Raw genomic sequence first — 14,907 nt, 5'->3', positions numbered from 1 at the left:
TAATAAGTTTTGAGATCCTCCGAAACCAAACGAGGAAACCTTATCCCCACTAAAGTATCTGCAGAAGACTACATGGTCATCAGGTATAAGACTTGGATAGGCTTGTGGTTTTCTTACTGAAGCGTGACAGAGATAAATACAATTAAAGCAAGGTGGATTTTTTTGGTACTTCTTTACCTGAATTACCTTCATAGTATGGTTCACTGCATCGATGACTTCATTTTGTCCGGATCAAAATTGTTTATAATATAACGAATCGCTACACCATCCGAAATCTTTTGCATAAGAGAAGTTTCCAATTTAGATTTAACACGTAAAAACTTTTGGCGTTCCTCTTCCTTCAAACTTGCTTGAACCTTAAATGCACTCATGCCCATGCACGTATACAACCAAACACAACTTGTTTAGTCAAGCCTAACACGTACTATTTTCTAAAATCAAAATAAAATACTTGTACTTATAACTGGAATCGTACTACAACACAACTAAGCATTAACTAAAATCAACTTAGAAACGGAGATTTAAGCAATGATTCAATTAGATTCCAGTTGGAAAGGTTTTCGAACAACTTTGGCAAGGATCAAAAAAGCCCTAGATGAGTCCAAATCGGACCAAGAAATTTCCATAACAATAGAAGGAGACAATGGAATTCAAGAATATAGCTTTGAAACCGTTCCAACTTCTGAAGCAATCAAAGAAATTTTTTCAGGATCCAAAAAATTAATCGGTTATGTTTATATTTCAGATCGATTGAGACACAAACAAATTCTTTTTGAAGAAACTGAAACGGTAAACACAGATCCTACTCCCACAAAACAAAGTGCACCTACAGGAGACTTCGGAAACTCATTAGAAAGTTTGGTCACTCAAATGAAAATGATGTTTACTGCTAGTGAAGAAATCAATCGGCAAAGAACTCAACTCTTAACAGACTCTTTTAACCAACAATTGAACGCTACGAGAGTTATGTATGATGAAAGAGACAAAGTTTTCACAGAACTTCAAAGAAAAGAAATCGAGCTTCGAATCAAAGAAGTAGAGATGTCTCAAAAAAAGAAAACCGAATTACTTGAATCTGTTATTGTTGGGATCGGTTCGGGAATTAAAGAAACAATCGCTTGGGCAAAAGAGAATCCAGGTGATTTTGCAGAAGTTTTTTCATTACTAAGATCCAAGGCAACTAACTAAGGACAAGAATTATGAATGATATCGATAAATTAAAATCGGACAACAAGAACCTAAAGACTATAGTATTCAATCTTTTGGATATTATAGAAGAGAAGAAACTCTTTTCCTTTGCAGTAAAGAAGACTCCTCAATATCAAAACATAACAAACGCAATCCATGAATTACAAAAAGGAGATTAAACAATGGATATTACTCAAATTGCACAAGGGATCGTTACCCTTTTGACAGAAATCAAAGAAGCGGTTTCTAGACCTGGAACCACTTCCGATCCGATCAAAGTAGACATAGATCTACAAGTCTTAAAAGAACACACAGAAGCTTTAAACGAAAACAATCGTTTATTAGCGAAGCTCATTGAGACTCAACAAACCCCTCTGAAACCTGCTTAGGCTTTGGCAGTTTCTATTTGGTAACTTAACAGGGGATCGAAAGATCCCTTTTTTTTAATGGCAGAATAAAATGGAATGGATATTAGATTTTTATTTCGACTTGGCAATTAACACGACTCACGTCGAAGATCATGGACTCTCCCTGAAAGAGATTTATCAATTTTTTGAACAAGAAAATTACTTGGAATATAATAGAAAAGATGGTAGCTTTGAGGCAGTGGGTATAATAGGATCAAAGGAAATTAAAGTGATTTATAGAAAAAAGATGAACACAAAGAAAAAGAAACATCTTTTTATAATTACTGCCTTCCCATATATCCTATCAGAACTAGAGCATATAAATTTAGAAGGTTATAACCATGAAAACTAAAGCCAGCTTTAACGTCGTTATTCCATCGAAAGCAGAAGATAAGAAGATCAAAAAATTATTAGCAGAAGTTGAGAAAGAAAATAAAGAGAAAGTCGTTTGGGATTATAAGAAGGCGAAACATCCAGACGGTTCTCCTGTAAAGCACAGAAGTCTTCCAAAGAAAAAGAAAACCGCTTAATTTTTATCACAAAAAGATTTTCATATGGGAAACAGAAAGACTATTATACGAAAATCAATTGGAAAAATAAATCCATTATTGAAACAGAGAGGAAAAATCGTATCAATGAAATTTCAGATACTTTTAAACCAGGAAGAATTTGATGTTTGTTTTGATGCGTTATTGAAAAATGCCAAAGACAAAGTAACAAGGAAAGTTAAGAAAGTAAAGAAAGTAAAGTCTTAATGTTTATTAAAATCAATCGTAAATACTTTTCCGTATCCCGATTTCAATTACTTCAAATTCTCCATATGCCAAACTTTGGATTATAATCCGGTAATCACCAGATCTTATTCGATAGACTCCTTTCACACCCTGAATTGATTTGGTATTTGTCCGTAATCCATTTTCGAACTCTTTTATTTTTTTAATTATTTGCTTCTTGAACGGATTCTGAATTTCATTAAGGTTATCTAATGCAGTTTTATTGAATTTCATAGAAGGTCAAGATTGACCTCGATAGATCCTTTAGATGGTTTTCCGTTATTATTTAATACTTGGTTTCTTCTTTTGGAATCCAGACTCATTACTTCAAGCAATCCGATAATACCGATGAATTCATTTCCAAATAAAGCGAACTCATGCAAAAGTTTTTTTTCTTTTTGGTTTTCTGGGTTAATTTGACTAACGACATCTAACAGTGATTCAATCAGATCTTCAAAAGCATATAGCTCGGCAAGAATCTTTTTAGCCTTTCTGGATGAATAACTTTTAATTTCCTCAATTGAAGATTTCAGAGCCTGTCTTCCTTTTTGAACATCCGAAAGAAAATGATCCATGATATCCATAGAATGAGTCGCTTCTTCATCTTTAAAATAAACATATTGAATTTTCGGATTCATTGTATATCCGATTGCTTCTGTGGCCTTAACTGCCGCTATAGTAAATTCAATCTTTCCGGTCATGTAATTAGAATCGACCCATGATGAAAAAAGTCAAGAATGTAATATAGAAAAATTTTCTATATCTCCCTTTACCCTATCCTCAAAAACTCATTTTCCCCTTTCCAAAAACCGATTTTGGCACGTCCAAGAGACTTTCGTCAAATTGGACCCGATTGACCTTTCCTGGGTAATCATGCCTATTTTCGATTTCGGCAATGCCAGAAGAGGAATCAAACTTTCTGTGAGCAAGATCCACTAGAAGGCTATTGAGAGTCTCCAACTCCGAGCAAATCCGATTGTAACTTTCATAGATTTCTACGTCTTCTTTATCGGCAATCATTAACAATGAGTTAATGGAATCGAACGAAACCATGATTGATTTTTGGCCTTCTCTCAGGTTTTGGTATATCGTTTCAAATTCCGAAATAGAAAGCTTTGGAATTCCATTGGACTTGGCTTTGCAGTATTCAGAGAAAGCGGAATCGAGTGATTCAATCACATGGGCATGGTTTCTTTCAGATTTAAAGAAGTCGTAAAAATCAGTATAAGTTTTTAATGAATCGTTAAGCTCTCCAGAGCTTATCAAATCTTGCATTGCATCGAACATAAACAAGTCTCTGATAGCTTGGGCACGAAACCAATTTCCAAAGCCCTTATCATCTTTAAATTTTGATTCATCCACCGTAGAATACCTCGTTAGATTATTGAAATCTTAATTTTGGCTTTCGGGAAAGTGATTTTTCTTCTCTCTTCCCTGAATGGTCTCAAAAAGTATTTTTTCTGTTTGGATAAGTTTTTCTAAAAATGCCGACATGCCGACATGGGAATAAAATATGATAAAATAATCAAAAATAATATTGACATAATTCGGCTTTGATTTATATTTCGGGTATCCTTCAAGGAGGTATATATGGCGGCAACTAACAAAGAAACTAGAGTTTCAGTGATTTTCGACAATGAAACAATCCAACAAATCCAGAGTTATGCTCAGGCAAATGAAATGGATGTATCTAAAGTTATTCGACTATCAGTGAAGAAGTTTTTAATGCCGCTTAACGGGAAAACTGCAAAGCAAGGTTAACTGTTAGGCTACAATCTTGTGGTGGGTTTTTGTCCCAATAATCGTCTGCGGGCGGAGGGACTTGAACCCCCACGCCTCTCGGCGCCAGAACCTAAATCTGGTGCGTCTGCCAATTTCGCCACGCCCGCATTGTGGTTGTATAAGCAGGTTTTTGTACTAGGGAAATCTGTCTAGTGAGTTTTTATGATTCACTTGCCTTTGTTTTGATTTTTTATTCTCATGTCAGATACCCATAGGACAACCCCGATGAACATTCTGGAATTTATGCAAAATATCTCTACGCAAGTCTATTTGCGGGGCGATGTGATTTTTCGTGAAGGAGATCCACATGATGGAAGTATGTATTGTGTGATGAGTGGAATGTTTGCTGTCACCAAACGACTGCCAGATGGAAGCCAAGAGATCATCAAAGGCCTAGGCCCTGGAGAGTTTTTTGGCGAACTTTCGCTTCTCACAAGAAGACCGAGGGCCATGACCATTAGTGTGGTATCCACCAATGCAAGGGTCGGAATTTTAAGAGAGGACCAATTTGAAAAATTGGCTCGCATCAACACACATTTTTTATTCCAACTCACAAAAAGTACCGTAGAAAAACTTCATAGAGCTGAAGCAAGGCTAACAGAACTAGATAAACTTTTAGAAGAAATCAAAAAGGAAGAAGAGAAATGAACGTCGAACATTTACGAAAGTACATCACCGAAGTAAGGATTGATCATTTCTCTGAAGGAACAAAGGTCTTTTCGGAGGGCGAAGACTGTAATGGAAAAATGTTTTTTGTATTTGCGGGGGAACTAAAAGTTTTCAAACGAAAAGCAAACGGTGAAGACCATTTTGTCCGAAATATCAAACCAGGAGAATTTTTTGGGGAGATGGCACTGGTTTTTCCTTCCCCAAGAGCTGCTACTGTTGTGGCGACTGCCGAAGATACAAAAGTGGGAACCATCACCAAAGAGATATTTTTTGCAATGGGAAAAGAAAGCCCTGGATTTTTATCTGTCATTTTACATAGCATCATTGGTCGCCTAACTTCTGTCGAAGACATGATCACCGAAAGACAACAAGAGTTACATACCATCATCAATGGGATGGCCTCTCTCCAAATGGATCCCTCTTCCACAGAATCTGTCATAACCAATGAGGAGAAAACACAGGATTCTGAATAAAGGTAAGTCAATATCTAGGAGGAATCCTGATTCCTCCTAGAGTTTCCTTTTAAAAATAAGTTGACTAAATCCCTAAAATCGAGTTCCATTTGCGGGTGACTTTGCGGTTCTTCAATTATCCCATTCCCGTTTTACTCGTAACCCTTGGTTTTCTAGCGGTTCCTTTTCTCAATGTTTATATTACGGCATCCTTATATGATTTGGATTTAGACCATTTTACAATGATTCTTTCTCGAATCCAACCGTTACAATATGTACTCTCGGGCCTCAGTGCCATCATCGCCTACGGACTTTTTGCCAAAAGAAAGTTTGGTTATTACCTTTTCTTATGTTTTGCCTTACTGATTCTAACTTACAATGTTTGGATGGTTCTTTCCGTAACACTCGGTAAAAAAATCTTTCTAGCAGGGATTCGCATTCATACGGCCGACATCATCTGGAATATGGTCACTACTACTATTTTGTTAGGGACTATTTTTTATTTTTTACGTCGAGAAATCGCAGCACCATACTTAAGTGGAATACGACGCGGTTGGAGAACCAAGTATAGAGAAACACATCCCGTTCCCTTCCATTGGACCAATTCAGACGGGGAACGAGAAGGTGACGGACAAACCATCAATATCTCTCGCAACGGAATCCTAATCCCCATCCCCAAACATCACTTTCTTAGTGTAGGAGACCCAATCAATCTTCTCTTAAAGTTAGAAAAGGAAAATAGAGAACCCATTTCGATTTCTGTCCAAGCAAAGATTGTTAGAATCGACAAAGAAAGTGATGGGGGTGAAATTGCAGGTGTACAACTATTTTTTCCTATCCACCAAAAAGAAGAAAAACAAATTTACGAGGCTTTTTTAGCTCGCGTATTTGCTCCGAGATATCCTGTTTCTAATCCAGTAAACTTTTTTGGAAAAGACAACAAAGTGAACCAAGGCACTTTACTCAATGTTTCGATGGAAGGTTTGTATATTGAAACCGATTCCGTATTAGAACAAAATCAAAATTGTAATGTTAAAATCCAAACTCGGTCGGGAGAAATTTCTGTATCAGGTGTGGTTCGTTGGTCCAACCCACAAGGGAAATATGGAAAACCCAAAGGATTTGGAATTCAAATTGATACCATCGAAAACAAAAACTTATTTCGCATTTGGATTTGGAAACAACGTTTTAAACTATTCCACGGAAGGTAAATCTTCCCAAAACAAAGATTCAGCAAGTTCAGCATCCCCTGGACTTGTGACTTTGATATTGTGAAAATCCGTTTCCACAATCCCTACCCTTCGGTTGCCCATCCAAGTACAAAGGTCTGTCGGATGTTTTTTGAGATCAGAATCCAATCCTTCCGCTAACAATTCCTGAATCATAAAGCCCGCAATGGACTGCGGTGTTTTCACCGAATACACTTCGTCTCTTTTTAATGGTTCTTCTGTATAGTTTGTATGAAGGCGAACCCGAACTAAACTCTCTGTAGATTTAGCAACAAGACTGGCTCCACCAAAAATTTTTGTTTGTTCCACTAACTGGTACAGTTCGTTTTGTTTGAAGTTAGGTCTTGCCACGTCATGGATAAAAATGATATCCTTTGTATCATAAGAAATGGACTGGAGCCCACATAACGTAGACAGATGGCGACTTTCCCCACCCAGAACTATCCGATCATTTCCTTCCAATAGATCGTCCAACTCTTTTTCCGTTTCCAAAATCCAATCGGGATGAGAAACCACAGTGATGGATTTGATCAGTCCAAACTTTCGAAACCGTTTGACCGAATGCCTAAGGAGAGACTCTCCCCTCACTTTTAAAAACTGTTTGGGAACTTCCGTTCCCATGCGAGTGCCTGTCCCACCTGCCAGTAGGACACCGTACAAATTGTTCATTTAATCATTCGACTACGAGGATTTCATTGCGAAAGATTTCAAGAACTGGTTCTTTTTTACGAATCAGTTTTGTTTCTCCATTTGTGCGAAGTAAAACCTCTGCCGTTTCTGGAAAACTATTATAGTTCTTTGTCGACATTCCCGCACAATACGCACCCACAGCTTCCATCACAACGTAGTCACCGACTTCGGCTTCTCCCATGAGTCTAGTGATAGGTTCTCCCCCTTCTTTTTGGGTAAACACATCTCCTGATTCACAACAGTGACCGACCACCACATATTCTTCGTTAGATTTAGGAACTCCCCCATCTTTTTTTACTGTGACAAGAGGGTGTCTTGCACCGTATAACGATGGTCTTGTGTTGGAATCCATACCTGCATCGAGTTTCATAAAACGAAAACCTTTAGGGCCAGTGTCCACTAGGTCGTCGACGGTTGTAAGAAGTGCCCCACAAAGTGCAACAAGGTATGTTCCCGGTTCAATTTCTAAAATGAGTTTTCTTCCGTGTTTTTCGGCAAATTCTTCAAATTGGGGTTTTACAGGAGCACCAATCTTTTGTAAGTCGGTAGATTTTTCATCTTCCATTCTTCCAACTTTGTAACCACCACCAAGGCTCACAACAGTGACTGTGGGAAACGCTTCTGCATATTCTAAAGTGTATTTGGCTACGGCCTTCCAAACTTCTGGGTCACTTCCCGAACCAATATGAGTATGGACTTTTTCCACAACGATTTTGTATTTTTCTACGATGGCTTTGACTTCGTTGAGTTTTTCATGCCAAATTCCAAAGGAAGATGTAACTCCCCCTACATCGGTTTTTTTGGTATGACCCGAACCAAGTCCCGGATTGAAACGGATGGAAACCGATTTTCCAGGAAAGGCCTTTCCGAAGGCTTCAAGTTGGCGAAGGGAACAAGCATTGAACTTTACCCCTTTTCCTATCAGTTCGGTGAAGGCTTTGGGAAACTCTTGGGAAGTGAGCATGATGGATTCTGGTTTGAATCCAAAGTGGAGGGCACGCACCACTTCATGTTCCGAGGAAGCATCGATCAGGATACCTTTCTTTTTCATGATCTGAAGGATATTGGAATTGGGATTTGCCTTCATGGCATAACGGACTTGTAAGCCAAAAGCATTGGGAAATGCCAAAGCCTCGTCACATTTTTGTTCAATTTCTTTCTCGGAATAGACAAAGAGTGGCGTGCCGAATTCTTTTGCTAAAGACCGTACTTGGTCTTCTTTCAAAAACTTTAGTTTTTCGATTGATGTCATAGGATTTAAGATAAACCTTTCAATAGGTTCCATTCCATAAAGTCAAAAAAGTAGAAAATGGCAGGAAAGATTACACATATTGAAGCACTCTCCCAAGTGAAAAAACATTTGGAACATGGAAACGCAACCCAACGTAGAATGGCTGCCTTACTCTCTCGGCCCGATGTTGCCTCTTATGCCAACCTTGGAGCGGTAGCTCCTGATATATTCTACTTCTATCATGTGTTACAACCAAAACTGACAAAAAAAGCGGCTTTCTTTGGTGATCTTGCCCACCACCATAGAGTGGCCGAACTTGTACTTAGTTTTCTTGACCAAGTGTATGATACGGAGATGGGTCTTTACCGGGACCGTTTTCTTGCCTTCACTTTAGGATATATCTGCCACTGCGTTGTGGACATCCAAACCCATCCTTATATTTTTTATATCTCTGGGGATTACTATAACAACGATAAGAAGATTTCTTACCAAGCACAAGTAAACCATATGAAAGTGGAGTTTGGACTCGATACCTTGCTTCTTAACCATCGTTGGGGAATGAGTGCCAGAGAATACGATTTCCCCCAATACATCGATATCCGGCACAGAACTGTAGGAATTAAAAACAAAATGGATCCGGTACTTTGGAATTTTTGGTTACAGTCTCTCAAAGATACCTTTCCAACAGAGTTTGCGACTTCCTATTTGGGTTCCGAAAAAAAAATCATCCCCGGTGATATCTTAAATGAATCTTACTTAGGTTTTTACCGATTTACCTCCACTTTGGATTCAAGGAGTGCCTTGATGCGGGGCCTTGTGAGTGTAGTGGATACACTTACCTTTCATAAATACAATGCCAGTGTGCTGATGCTTCCTGCCATTGAAGCCATCAACCCCAAGATCATGAATGAGGAAAAAAGGGAATGGTTTTATCCCGCAGACCCAAAACGGAAGTTCAATGACTCCTTTATTGATCTTTTGAACCAAGCAAGCCAGGCCTGCAAAGAAATTTTAACGAGAGCCTACGAATATAGTTTTTCTCCGGAAAGCAGATCGAAAATTCTGGAATCTCTCGGTGGTTATAATTTGGATACTGGTCTCCGTTACCACGGAATTGACCATATGAAGGAATTTTCTCCACTCGTTTGAAGTGGATTTAAAAGTTAAGGGAAATGTATGAAACAAGAACCCGTAGGGCTCTTTGAAAAGTATTTTATCATTTGGTTTCGAACTGTTACAGAAAAGATTTGGACCGGAGACAAAAAATTAAGAAACACGAGCATTGCTATCTTTGCCTTTGGAGCTTTGAATGTTTTTTTACTCACGGGTTCCATAAAAGATTTTTTTAAACTAAAAGAAGCTTCTGTTTATGACATCCCCTCTACTTTGTATGGAATGAATGACAAAGGGGAATACGAACCCATAGCCGAATATTATAAATTTTCAAGAATTCCTGTTCGCTTAGAACAATTAAAAACTGAAGAAACTCCACTATCTCCAGATAACAGACACAAGGTGATTCAATGTTTTTTATCAACAGAAGACAATTCCTTTTATTCACATAATGGAATTGATTTAAAAGGGATTGCCCGTGCTTTTGTTGTGAACATTATGGCAGGCCGTGTCAAAGAAGGTGCCTCCACCATCACCCAACAAGTAGCACGTCTCAAATTTTTATCCATTGAAAGATCGATCGCAAGAAAAGCTCGCGAGGCCTGGCTTGCGATTCTACTGGAACTTGTATATCCCAAAGATAAAATTTTAGAAGTGTATTTAAACGAAATTCCATTGGGACATGGAACCATTGGGGTTGGTGCAGCGTCGCGGTTTTATTTTCGTAAAGAAGTACAAGATGTAACTTGGGGAGAAGCCGCCATTCTTGCCAGTCTTACGACAAGGCCCACACAGTTTAGTCCGATTGTGAATCCAGTTTCCAGTATGAACAAAGTGCGAGTCGTATTTCGTAAGTTAGTTGAAAATGGCCGAATGACCGTTGCCGATGCGGAAAAAGAATACGCAAATCTACAAGAATATTATACCAATTTAAACCGTTCTCCTAACGATTCCGCTTTTTCGGATAGATTAAACCGTTTCCCTTATGTAACAGAATATATCAGAAAAAATCTAATTCGTTCGATTGGTTCTAGTCGCCTTTACAATGGTGGGCTCAAAATTTATTCCACGATTAATATACGCCACCAAGAGGAAGCAGAAAAAGCCCTGCTTCCAGCCTTACAAAGACAAACGATTGAATCCAACCAAAGAGCTTTCCGAAATATTGATGCCTTTGACGATTTGTATGGAAGTGGGTATTCTCTCATAGCCGATTTATATGACCTTCCCGATTTTAAATTCCGTATTTCCCGGACAGAACGTACTTTTTCATCCGCCTACCAAGAAGACCTCCGAGATGAATTTTTTGCCTTAAACTTGTTAACTGGTGATGATTTCTTAGGAGATTTGATCGACAAAAACTACACTTCGCAAACTACAAAAGACCATCTTCTTCCAGTGGAAGGATCTCTCATTGCCATTCGTCCAGAAACAGGTTATATTACTGCGTTAGTTGGTGGATCAGGATTTCGTTCTGACAACCAACAGATTCGTCCCTTTCAAGCATTTCGCCAACCCGGTTCCGCTTTTAAACCGATACTTTATGCGGCAGCAATGGATTACTCAGGAAAAAACCCGGATCCAGAAAAAAACGTAACACCAGCGACTCTCTTTGCAGATTCCCCTCTTCAATATCTAATGGAAGACGGTGATGAATGGGCGCCTGAAAACTATAGTAGCGAATATTCAGGTTTTATTTTACTCAGAAAAGCATTAGAACAATCCAAAAACTCTGTAGCGGTTCGGGTCCTAGAACAAGTTGGTCTTTCTCACCTAATGGATAGTTTGCGAGGTTTATTACAACTAAACGGGAGAGACATTCCTTATAACTTTAGTGTTTCCCTTGGTTCCTTTGAACTTACCCCTTATGAACTCACAAGAGCTTATGCTGCCCTTGCCTCCGGTGGGAAAACTGTAAACCCTATTTCTGTTTTGTATGTAGAAGACAATACAGGCAAAGTGATCAAAGACTTTCGTAAAGATTTTGATGATGAGGATCGCAAACAAATCATCTCGAAGGAAGCAGCCTTTCTCATTACTTCTATGATGCGAGACGTTGTGGAAGAAGGAACGGGTCGCGGGGTTTTGTCTTATGGCCTAAACCGCAAGGCTTACGGAAAAACGGGAACTACCAATAACTTTCGAGATGCCTGGTTTGTGGGTTATACCCCAGAACTTGTGACCTCCGTATGGTTTGGCTACGACGTAGGGACCATTTCTCTTGGCCGAGGGATGACCGGGGGCAAACTAGCAGCTCCCGTTTGGGGAAGATTTATGGCAAGGGCCCTGGACCGGGAACCAATGATTGATTTTCCTTGGCTGGGTGATGTCAAAGTCACAAAAAAAACAGTCTGTCGGATGTCAGGAAAACTCCCCGGAAGCCAATGCCACGACCTATTTGAAGAGTATTTTATCCCTCAAACCGTGCCGAAAGAGGTTTGTAATGACCATGGTTCCTCTTGGAACGTAGTGGAAACCAAACCCATGACCTCATCTGTACAATCGGTGCGCACGGAAAAGAAAAAACCCGAAAAAATAGAAAAACAGAACCCTTCTTCCAAACCGCCAAAACGAAAAAAGTCAGTCTTTAGCGGGGATGAGGAAATCGACTACTAAAAAGGCTTGTCAAGAAGACTGAAAATTTTGATTCTCACAGAAGGGGAAAAGGAGCAGGAATGGCAATAGGTAAGGATTCCATCAATAGCGTTATCGGACCAGGGTCGATATTTGAAGGTAAGTTTTATATCGCAGGTTCACTCAGAATCGATGGAAAATTCGAAGGTGATATCAAAACTGAAGATGCACTTGTTATCGGAGAAACCGGTAAAGTAAAAACTAACATTAGCGCAAAAGAAGTCATTGTATCAGGTACCCTCATCGGAAACATCAAAGCCGAAAACGAAGTAAAACTGGAAGGTACTGGACGTATGTTAGGTGATATCACTGCTCCATACTTAGAACTTCAAAAAGGTGTAGTTGCGAAAGGAAATATCACAATCACAGGCGGTCAGAAAAAAGACGTGCGTAAGATTGTAGAAGAATCCTTCGGCGGTATTAAATCTTTAGATACCAAGGATTAACTAGTCTCCATTAACACATGCTACTTCGGTCTCCTGATAAGTCTACGATCGGCAAGCATGTGTTACGCTGGGGAAACGTAAATGTAATCCAAGTATCTCCAGGTAAGTATTTTTATAACCTCCAATCACAATCCAGTGTCCTTCATGGCACCATTGATCTCAATCGGAAAAGGTATAGAATTCTTCCACTCCTCACCTCTTCCTTTATCTTAGCCTTTTTTTTATCAGTACTCGTAGACAAACAAACATACGAAGAAAGTTTAATGGAAAAAGAGTTCCTCAGTATGTCTACCGAGGTAGAAGAAAACGACATTAAGGATAAAGAAGCAAAACTTGCCGATGCTAAATATCTGCAAGAAACAGAAGATAAAAAAATGGCCATCCTTCGTTCTGCCGATTTGGATGCTTTGGCAGATAACAAAAATAAAAAACTTAAAGTCACTCAATACAAAGTCAAAAAGAACGAAACCCTTTCGGACATTGCTCGTAGGTTTAAAGTTTCGGCCGAATCCATTGCAGGAAGTTCTGGAATTAACCCAGAAGTCTCCATCCAACCTGGACAAATTCTGAACATTCCCAACAAACAAGGTTTAGTGTATAAACTTAAAAAAGGGGATACCCTTGCAAAAGTGGCAGATTACTATAAAGTAAAAATTGATGATATATATTCAGAAAACCAACTAGAAGATTATGATTTATTCAAGTCGGGACAAAAGGTTTTCCTTCCAGGAGCGGTGATCCCAGAAACTGGACCAGTGTGGAGAATCCCTGTGGCATCGAAGGTAATCACATCCGGTTGGGGAACACGTTCCTATCCACAATACAAATTCCATATGGCACTTGACTTACGTGCCAACTACGAATCTGTTTATGCTGCAAGAAAAGGAAAAGTCACTTATTCTGGTTGGATGGGTGGTTACGGAAATGCGATCATCCTAACACATGATGATAATTACCAAACCTTATATGCCCACAATTCTAAACTCTATGTGAAAGAAGGTGATTATGTAAGTGCAGGTAAAATCATCTCTCGTTCCGGTTGTACTGGTTATTGTTTTGGCCCCCACCTCCATTTTGAAGTCATCAAAGATGGAAAAAACGTAAATCCTACAAAAATAATGAAAGGTTTTTCATATAAATGAAACTAACAAATCAAATGAAAAAAATATCCCAAAACCAAAAACATTCAATTTTACTAATATTCCTTATCCCAATCATAAATTTAATCGTATTTTGTACTCCTAAAATTGGAGAACAAATCAACAAACGAATTGTAGATCCCTTCGATGAAACAAAAATCCTTAATGTACATTTTGTCACCACTCGCAGGGAAATGACAGTCAAAGACAATTGTGACAGTGCAAGTTTTGGATTTATCACTGACATCAACCCACATTACGGAATCTGTTTAGTAAATATTCCGTCGAAACACATTATTGGAGATATCACTTTAGATAATTCACAAGACAAAAACCAGTTCTTCCAATTTAAGGGTCGAATCAACACAGATGATAAAGAATTTTTAAACAAAATTAAATCTTCAGCTTCCGAGGAAGTTTTAGTTTTTGTTCATGGATTCAATGTCAATTTTGATGAAGCCGTCATTCGTGCCGGACAAATTAAATACGATTTAAAATTCCCTGGGGAAGTGGTTGTTTATTCTTGGCCCGCAGGAGCGGATACGGGAATCTTATCGCAGGTAATGGTAAAATCGACTTACGATTTAAACTATACAGAAGCAAAAATCAACAGGGAACCTTTTGCAAAGTTTTTAAATGATGTCACTGGCCTTGGTAAAAAAATACACTTAGTCGTTCATAGTATGGGCCACCAAGTGGTTTTACCTTCTGTGGCAGCACTTGCCAAACAAGGAAAAAGTAAATTTCTATCGGAACTGATTCTCAATGCACCTGATTTTGACAAAAATGAATTTGAACTGATATTAAGTGATTTATCCAAATCTTCAGAACGAATCACCCTCTATTGTTCTCCTGGTGACAACGCTCTCATTGCTTCGCAAAAAGTAAATGGGGCACCGCGAGCAGGAATGTGTTTTAAATATTCCGGTGTGGATGTAATCAATGTCAACGAAGTGGATGATCCTGTTTTAGGTGTTGGTGGCCTTGGCCATGGATACTATTCTTCAAGACCAATTCTCACTGACATCTATCAAGTGTTACTTGGTGTATCTGTGGAACGAAGACTTTTTATCCGCAAATCTGGTCCAAAAAATGGAGAAAATTTTGTCCTTAGGAAATAGATTTTTCCCTTAAGTTTCAAACTTTTCACTTAA

Annotated in this window: 19 protein-coding genes and 1 tRNA gene; 13 read left to right on the top strand and 7 right to left on the bottom strand. The window is 38.7% G+C overall.

The genetic code is table 11. The annotated features are described in order from the left end of the window. Positions 1 to 200: 200 nt before the first annotated feature. Positions 201 to 371: a hypothetical protein gene (locus EHR07_RS19075; RefSeq protein ID WP_167483352.1), complete on the bottom strand. Its 171-nt coding sequence runs from the start codon at positions 369 to 371 to the stop codon at positions 201 to 203. A gap of 157 nt (positions 372 to 528) precedes the next feature. Here EHR07_RS19075 and EHR07_RS04780 point away from each other — a divergent pair, with 157 nt between their 5' ends. From EHR07_RS04780 to EHR07_RS04765, 4 genes are all read left to right on the top strand, one after another. Next, positions 529 to 1,188 (top strand): hypothetical protein, encoded by a 660-nt coding sequence (locus EHR07_RS04780; RefSeq protein WP_135744022.1) that lies wholly within the window; start codon positions 529 to 531, stop codon positions 1,186 to 1,188. A gap of 182 nt (positions 1,189 to 1,370) precedes the next feature. After that, positions 1,371 to 1,577, top strand: coding sequence for a hypothetical protein (locus EHR07_RS04775; RefSeq protein ID WP_135744021.1), 207 nt, complete (start codon positions 1,371 to 1,373; stop codon positions 1,575 to 1,577). 70 nt (positions 1,578 to 1,647) lie between these two features. After that, positions 1,648 to 1,947 (top strand): hypothetical protein, encoded by a 300-nt coding sequence (locus EHR07_RS04770; protein ID WP_135744020.1) that lies wholly within the window; start codon positions 1,648 to 1,650, stop codon positions 1,945 to 1,947. Beyond that, positions 1,937 to 2,125: a hypothetical protein gene (locus EHR07_RS04765; protein ID WP_135744019.1), complete on the top strand. Its 189-nt coding sequence runs from the start codon at positions 1,937 to 1,939 to the stop codon at positions 2,123 to 2,125. The genes EHR07_RS04770 and EHR07_RS04765 overlap by 11 nt, the downstream gene beginning before the upstream one ends. A gap of 237 nt (positions 2,126 to 2,362) precedes the next feature. On the opposite strand, the gene EHR07_RS19325 is transcribed toward EHR07_RS04765, so the two are convergent. The 3 genes from EHR07_RS19325 to EHR07_RS04750 all read right to left on the bottom strand — a co-directional run bounded on the left by EHR07_RS19325 (position 2,363) and on the right by EHR07_RS04750 (position 3,730). Further along, positions 2,363 to 2,602, bottom strand: coding sequence for a type II toxin-antitoxin system RelE family toxin (locus EHR07_RS19325; RefSeq protein ID WP_135744018.1), 240 nt, complete (start codon positions 2,600 to 2,602; stop codon positions 2,363 to 2,365). Continuing rightward, complete coding sequence (locus EHR07_RS04755; RefSeq protein ID WP_135744017.1) at positions 2,599 to 3,006, bottom strand: hypothetical protein; 408 nt, start codon at positions 3,004 to 3,006, stop codon at positions 2,599 to 2,601. The genes EHR07_RS19325 and EHR07_RS04755 overlap by 4 nt, the downstream gene beginning before the upstream one ends. Before the next feature lie 142 nt (positions 3,007 to 3,148). Continuing rightward, positions 3,149 to 3,730, bottom strand: a complete 582-nt coding sequence (locus tag EHR07_RS04750) for a hypothetical protein (RefSeq protein ID WP_135744016.1) — start codon at positions 3,728 to 3,730, stop codon at positions 3,149 to 3,151. A gap of 228 nt (positions 3,731 to 3,958) precedes the next feature. Between EHR07_RS04750 and EHR07_RS19065 the strand changes: the two genes are divergently transcribed. Further along, positions 3,959 to 4,129 carry a hypothetical protein gene (locus EHR07_RS19065; protein ID WP_165780941.1) on the top strand — a complete coding sequence of 57 codons (171 nt, stop codon included), beginning with the start codon at positions 3,959 to 3,961 and terminating at the stop codon, positions 4,127 to 4,129. 46 nt (positions 4,130 to 4,175) lie between these two features. Here the strand turns inward: EHR07_RS19065 and EHR07_RS04745 are convergent. After that, positions 4,176 to 4,257 (bottom strand) — tRNA-Leu (locus EHR07_RS04745). Between the two features lie 118 nt (positions 4,258 to 4,375). On the opposite strand from EHR07_RS04745, the gene EHR07_RS04740 reads away from it, so the two are divergent. The 3 genes from EHR07_RS04740 (at position 4,376) to EHR07_RS04730 (ending at position 6,482) form a co-directional block, all read left to right on the top strand. Beyond that, positions 4,376 to 4,798, top strand: coding sequence for a cyclic nucleotide-binding domain-containing protein (locus tag EHR07_RS04740; protein WP_135570006.1), 423 nt, complete (start codon positions 4,376 to 4,378; stop codon positions 4,796 to 4,798). Next, positions 4,795 to 5,292: a Crp/Fnr family transcriptional regulator gene (locus EHR07_RS04735; protein WP_135744015.1), complete on the top strand. Its 498-nt coding sequence runs from the start codon at positions 4,795 to 4,797 to the stop codon at positions 5,290 to 5,292. Before EHR07_RS04740 ends, EHR07_RS04735 begins: the two co-directional genes overlap by 4 nt. 95 nt (positions 5,293 to 5,387) lie before the next feature. Further along, the gene (locus EHR07_RS04730; RefSeq protein WP_135744014.1) at positions 5,388 to 6,482 is read left to right on the top strand and encodes a PilZ domain-containing protein; all 1,095 of its coding nucleotides are present in this window, start codon (positions 5,388 to 5,390) and stop codon (positions 6,480 to 6,482) included. Here EHR07_RS04730 and EHR07_RS04725 read toward each other — a convergent pair. Together EHR07_RS04725 and EHR07_RS04720 are read right to left on the bottom strand one after the other, a co-directional pair. Then, the gene (locus tag EHR07_RS04725; RefSeq protein ID WP_135744013.1) at positions 6,465 to 7,169 is read right to left on the bottom strand and encodes an IspD/TarI family cytidylyltransferase; all 705 of its coding nucleotides are present in this window, start codon (positions 7,167 to 7,169) and stop codon (positions 6,465 to 6,467) included. The genes EHR07_RS04730 and EHR07_RS04725 overlap by 18 nt on opposite strands. A 4-nt stretch (positions 7,170 to 7,173) precedes the next feature. Beyond that, positions 7,174 to 8,442 (bottom strand): diaminopimelate decarboxylase, encoded by a 1,269-nt coding sequence (locus EHR07_RS04720; protein ID WP_135744012.1) that lies wholly within the window; start codon positions 8,440 to 8,442, stop codon positions 7,174 to 7,176. 57 nt (positions 8,443 to 8,499) lie between these two features. Here EHR07_RS04720 and EHR07_RS04715 point away from each other — a divergent pair, with 57 nt between their 5' ends. Genes EHR07_RS04715 through EHR07_RS04695 form a run of 5 tightly spaced genes read left to right on the top strand, consistent with a single transcriptional unit; the run spans position 8,500 to position 14,874 of the window. Next, the gene (locus EHR07_RS04715) at positions 8,500 to 9,570 is read left to right on the top strand and encodes a zinc dependent phospholipase C family protein (protein ID WP_135744011.1); all 1,071 of its coding nucleotides are present in this window, start codon (positions 8,500 to 8,502) and stop codon (positions 9,568 to 9,570) included. Between the two features lie 27 nt (positions 9,571 to 9,597). Continuing rightward, complete coding sequence (locus tag EHR07_RS04710) at positions 9,598 to 12,150, top strand: penicillin-binding protein 1A (protein WP_135744010.1); 2,553 nt, start codon at positions 9,598 to 9,600, stop codon at positions 12,148 to 12,150. 59 nt (positions 12,151 to 12,209) lie between these two features. Next, positions 12,210 to 12,614, top strand: coding sequence for a bactofilin family protein (locus tag EHR07_RS04705; RefSeq protein ID WP_015682465.1), 405 nt, complete (start codon positions 12,210 to 12,212; stop codon positions 12,612 to 12,614). A gap of 17 nt (positions 12,615 to 12,631) precedes the next feature. Further along, complete coding sequence (locus EHR07_RS04700) at positions 12,632 to 13,756, top strand: peptidoglycan DD-metalloendopeptidase family protein (RefSeq protein WP_167483351.1); 1,125 nt, start codon at positions 12,632 to 12,634, stop codon at positions 13,754 to 13,756. Further along, a complete protein-coding gene (locus tag EHR07_RS04695) occupies positions 13,753 to 14,874 on the top strand; it encodes an alpha/beta hydrolase (RefSeq protein ID WP_238839926.1) in 1,122 nt (373 codons plus the stop codon). The genes EHR07_RS04700 and EHR07_RS04695 overlap by 4 nt, the downstream gene beginning before the upstream one ends. Positions 14,875 to 14,907 lie beyond the last annotated feature (33 nt).

Source organism: Leptospira bandrabouensis (assembly GCF_004770905.1).
In the GTDB taxonomy this organism is placed as follows: Bacteria; Spirochaetota; Leptospiria; order Leptospirales; family Leptospiraceae; genus Leptospira_A; species Leptospira_A bandrabouensis.
Note: the sequence above shows the minus strand (reverse complement) of the source record. Positions and strands in the feature narration are given on the sequence as shown.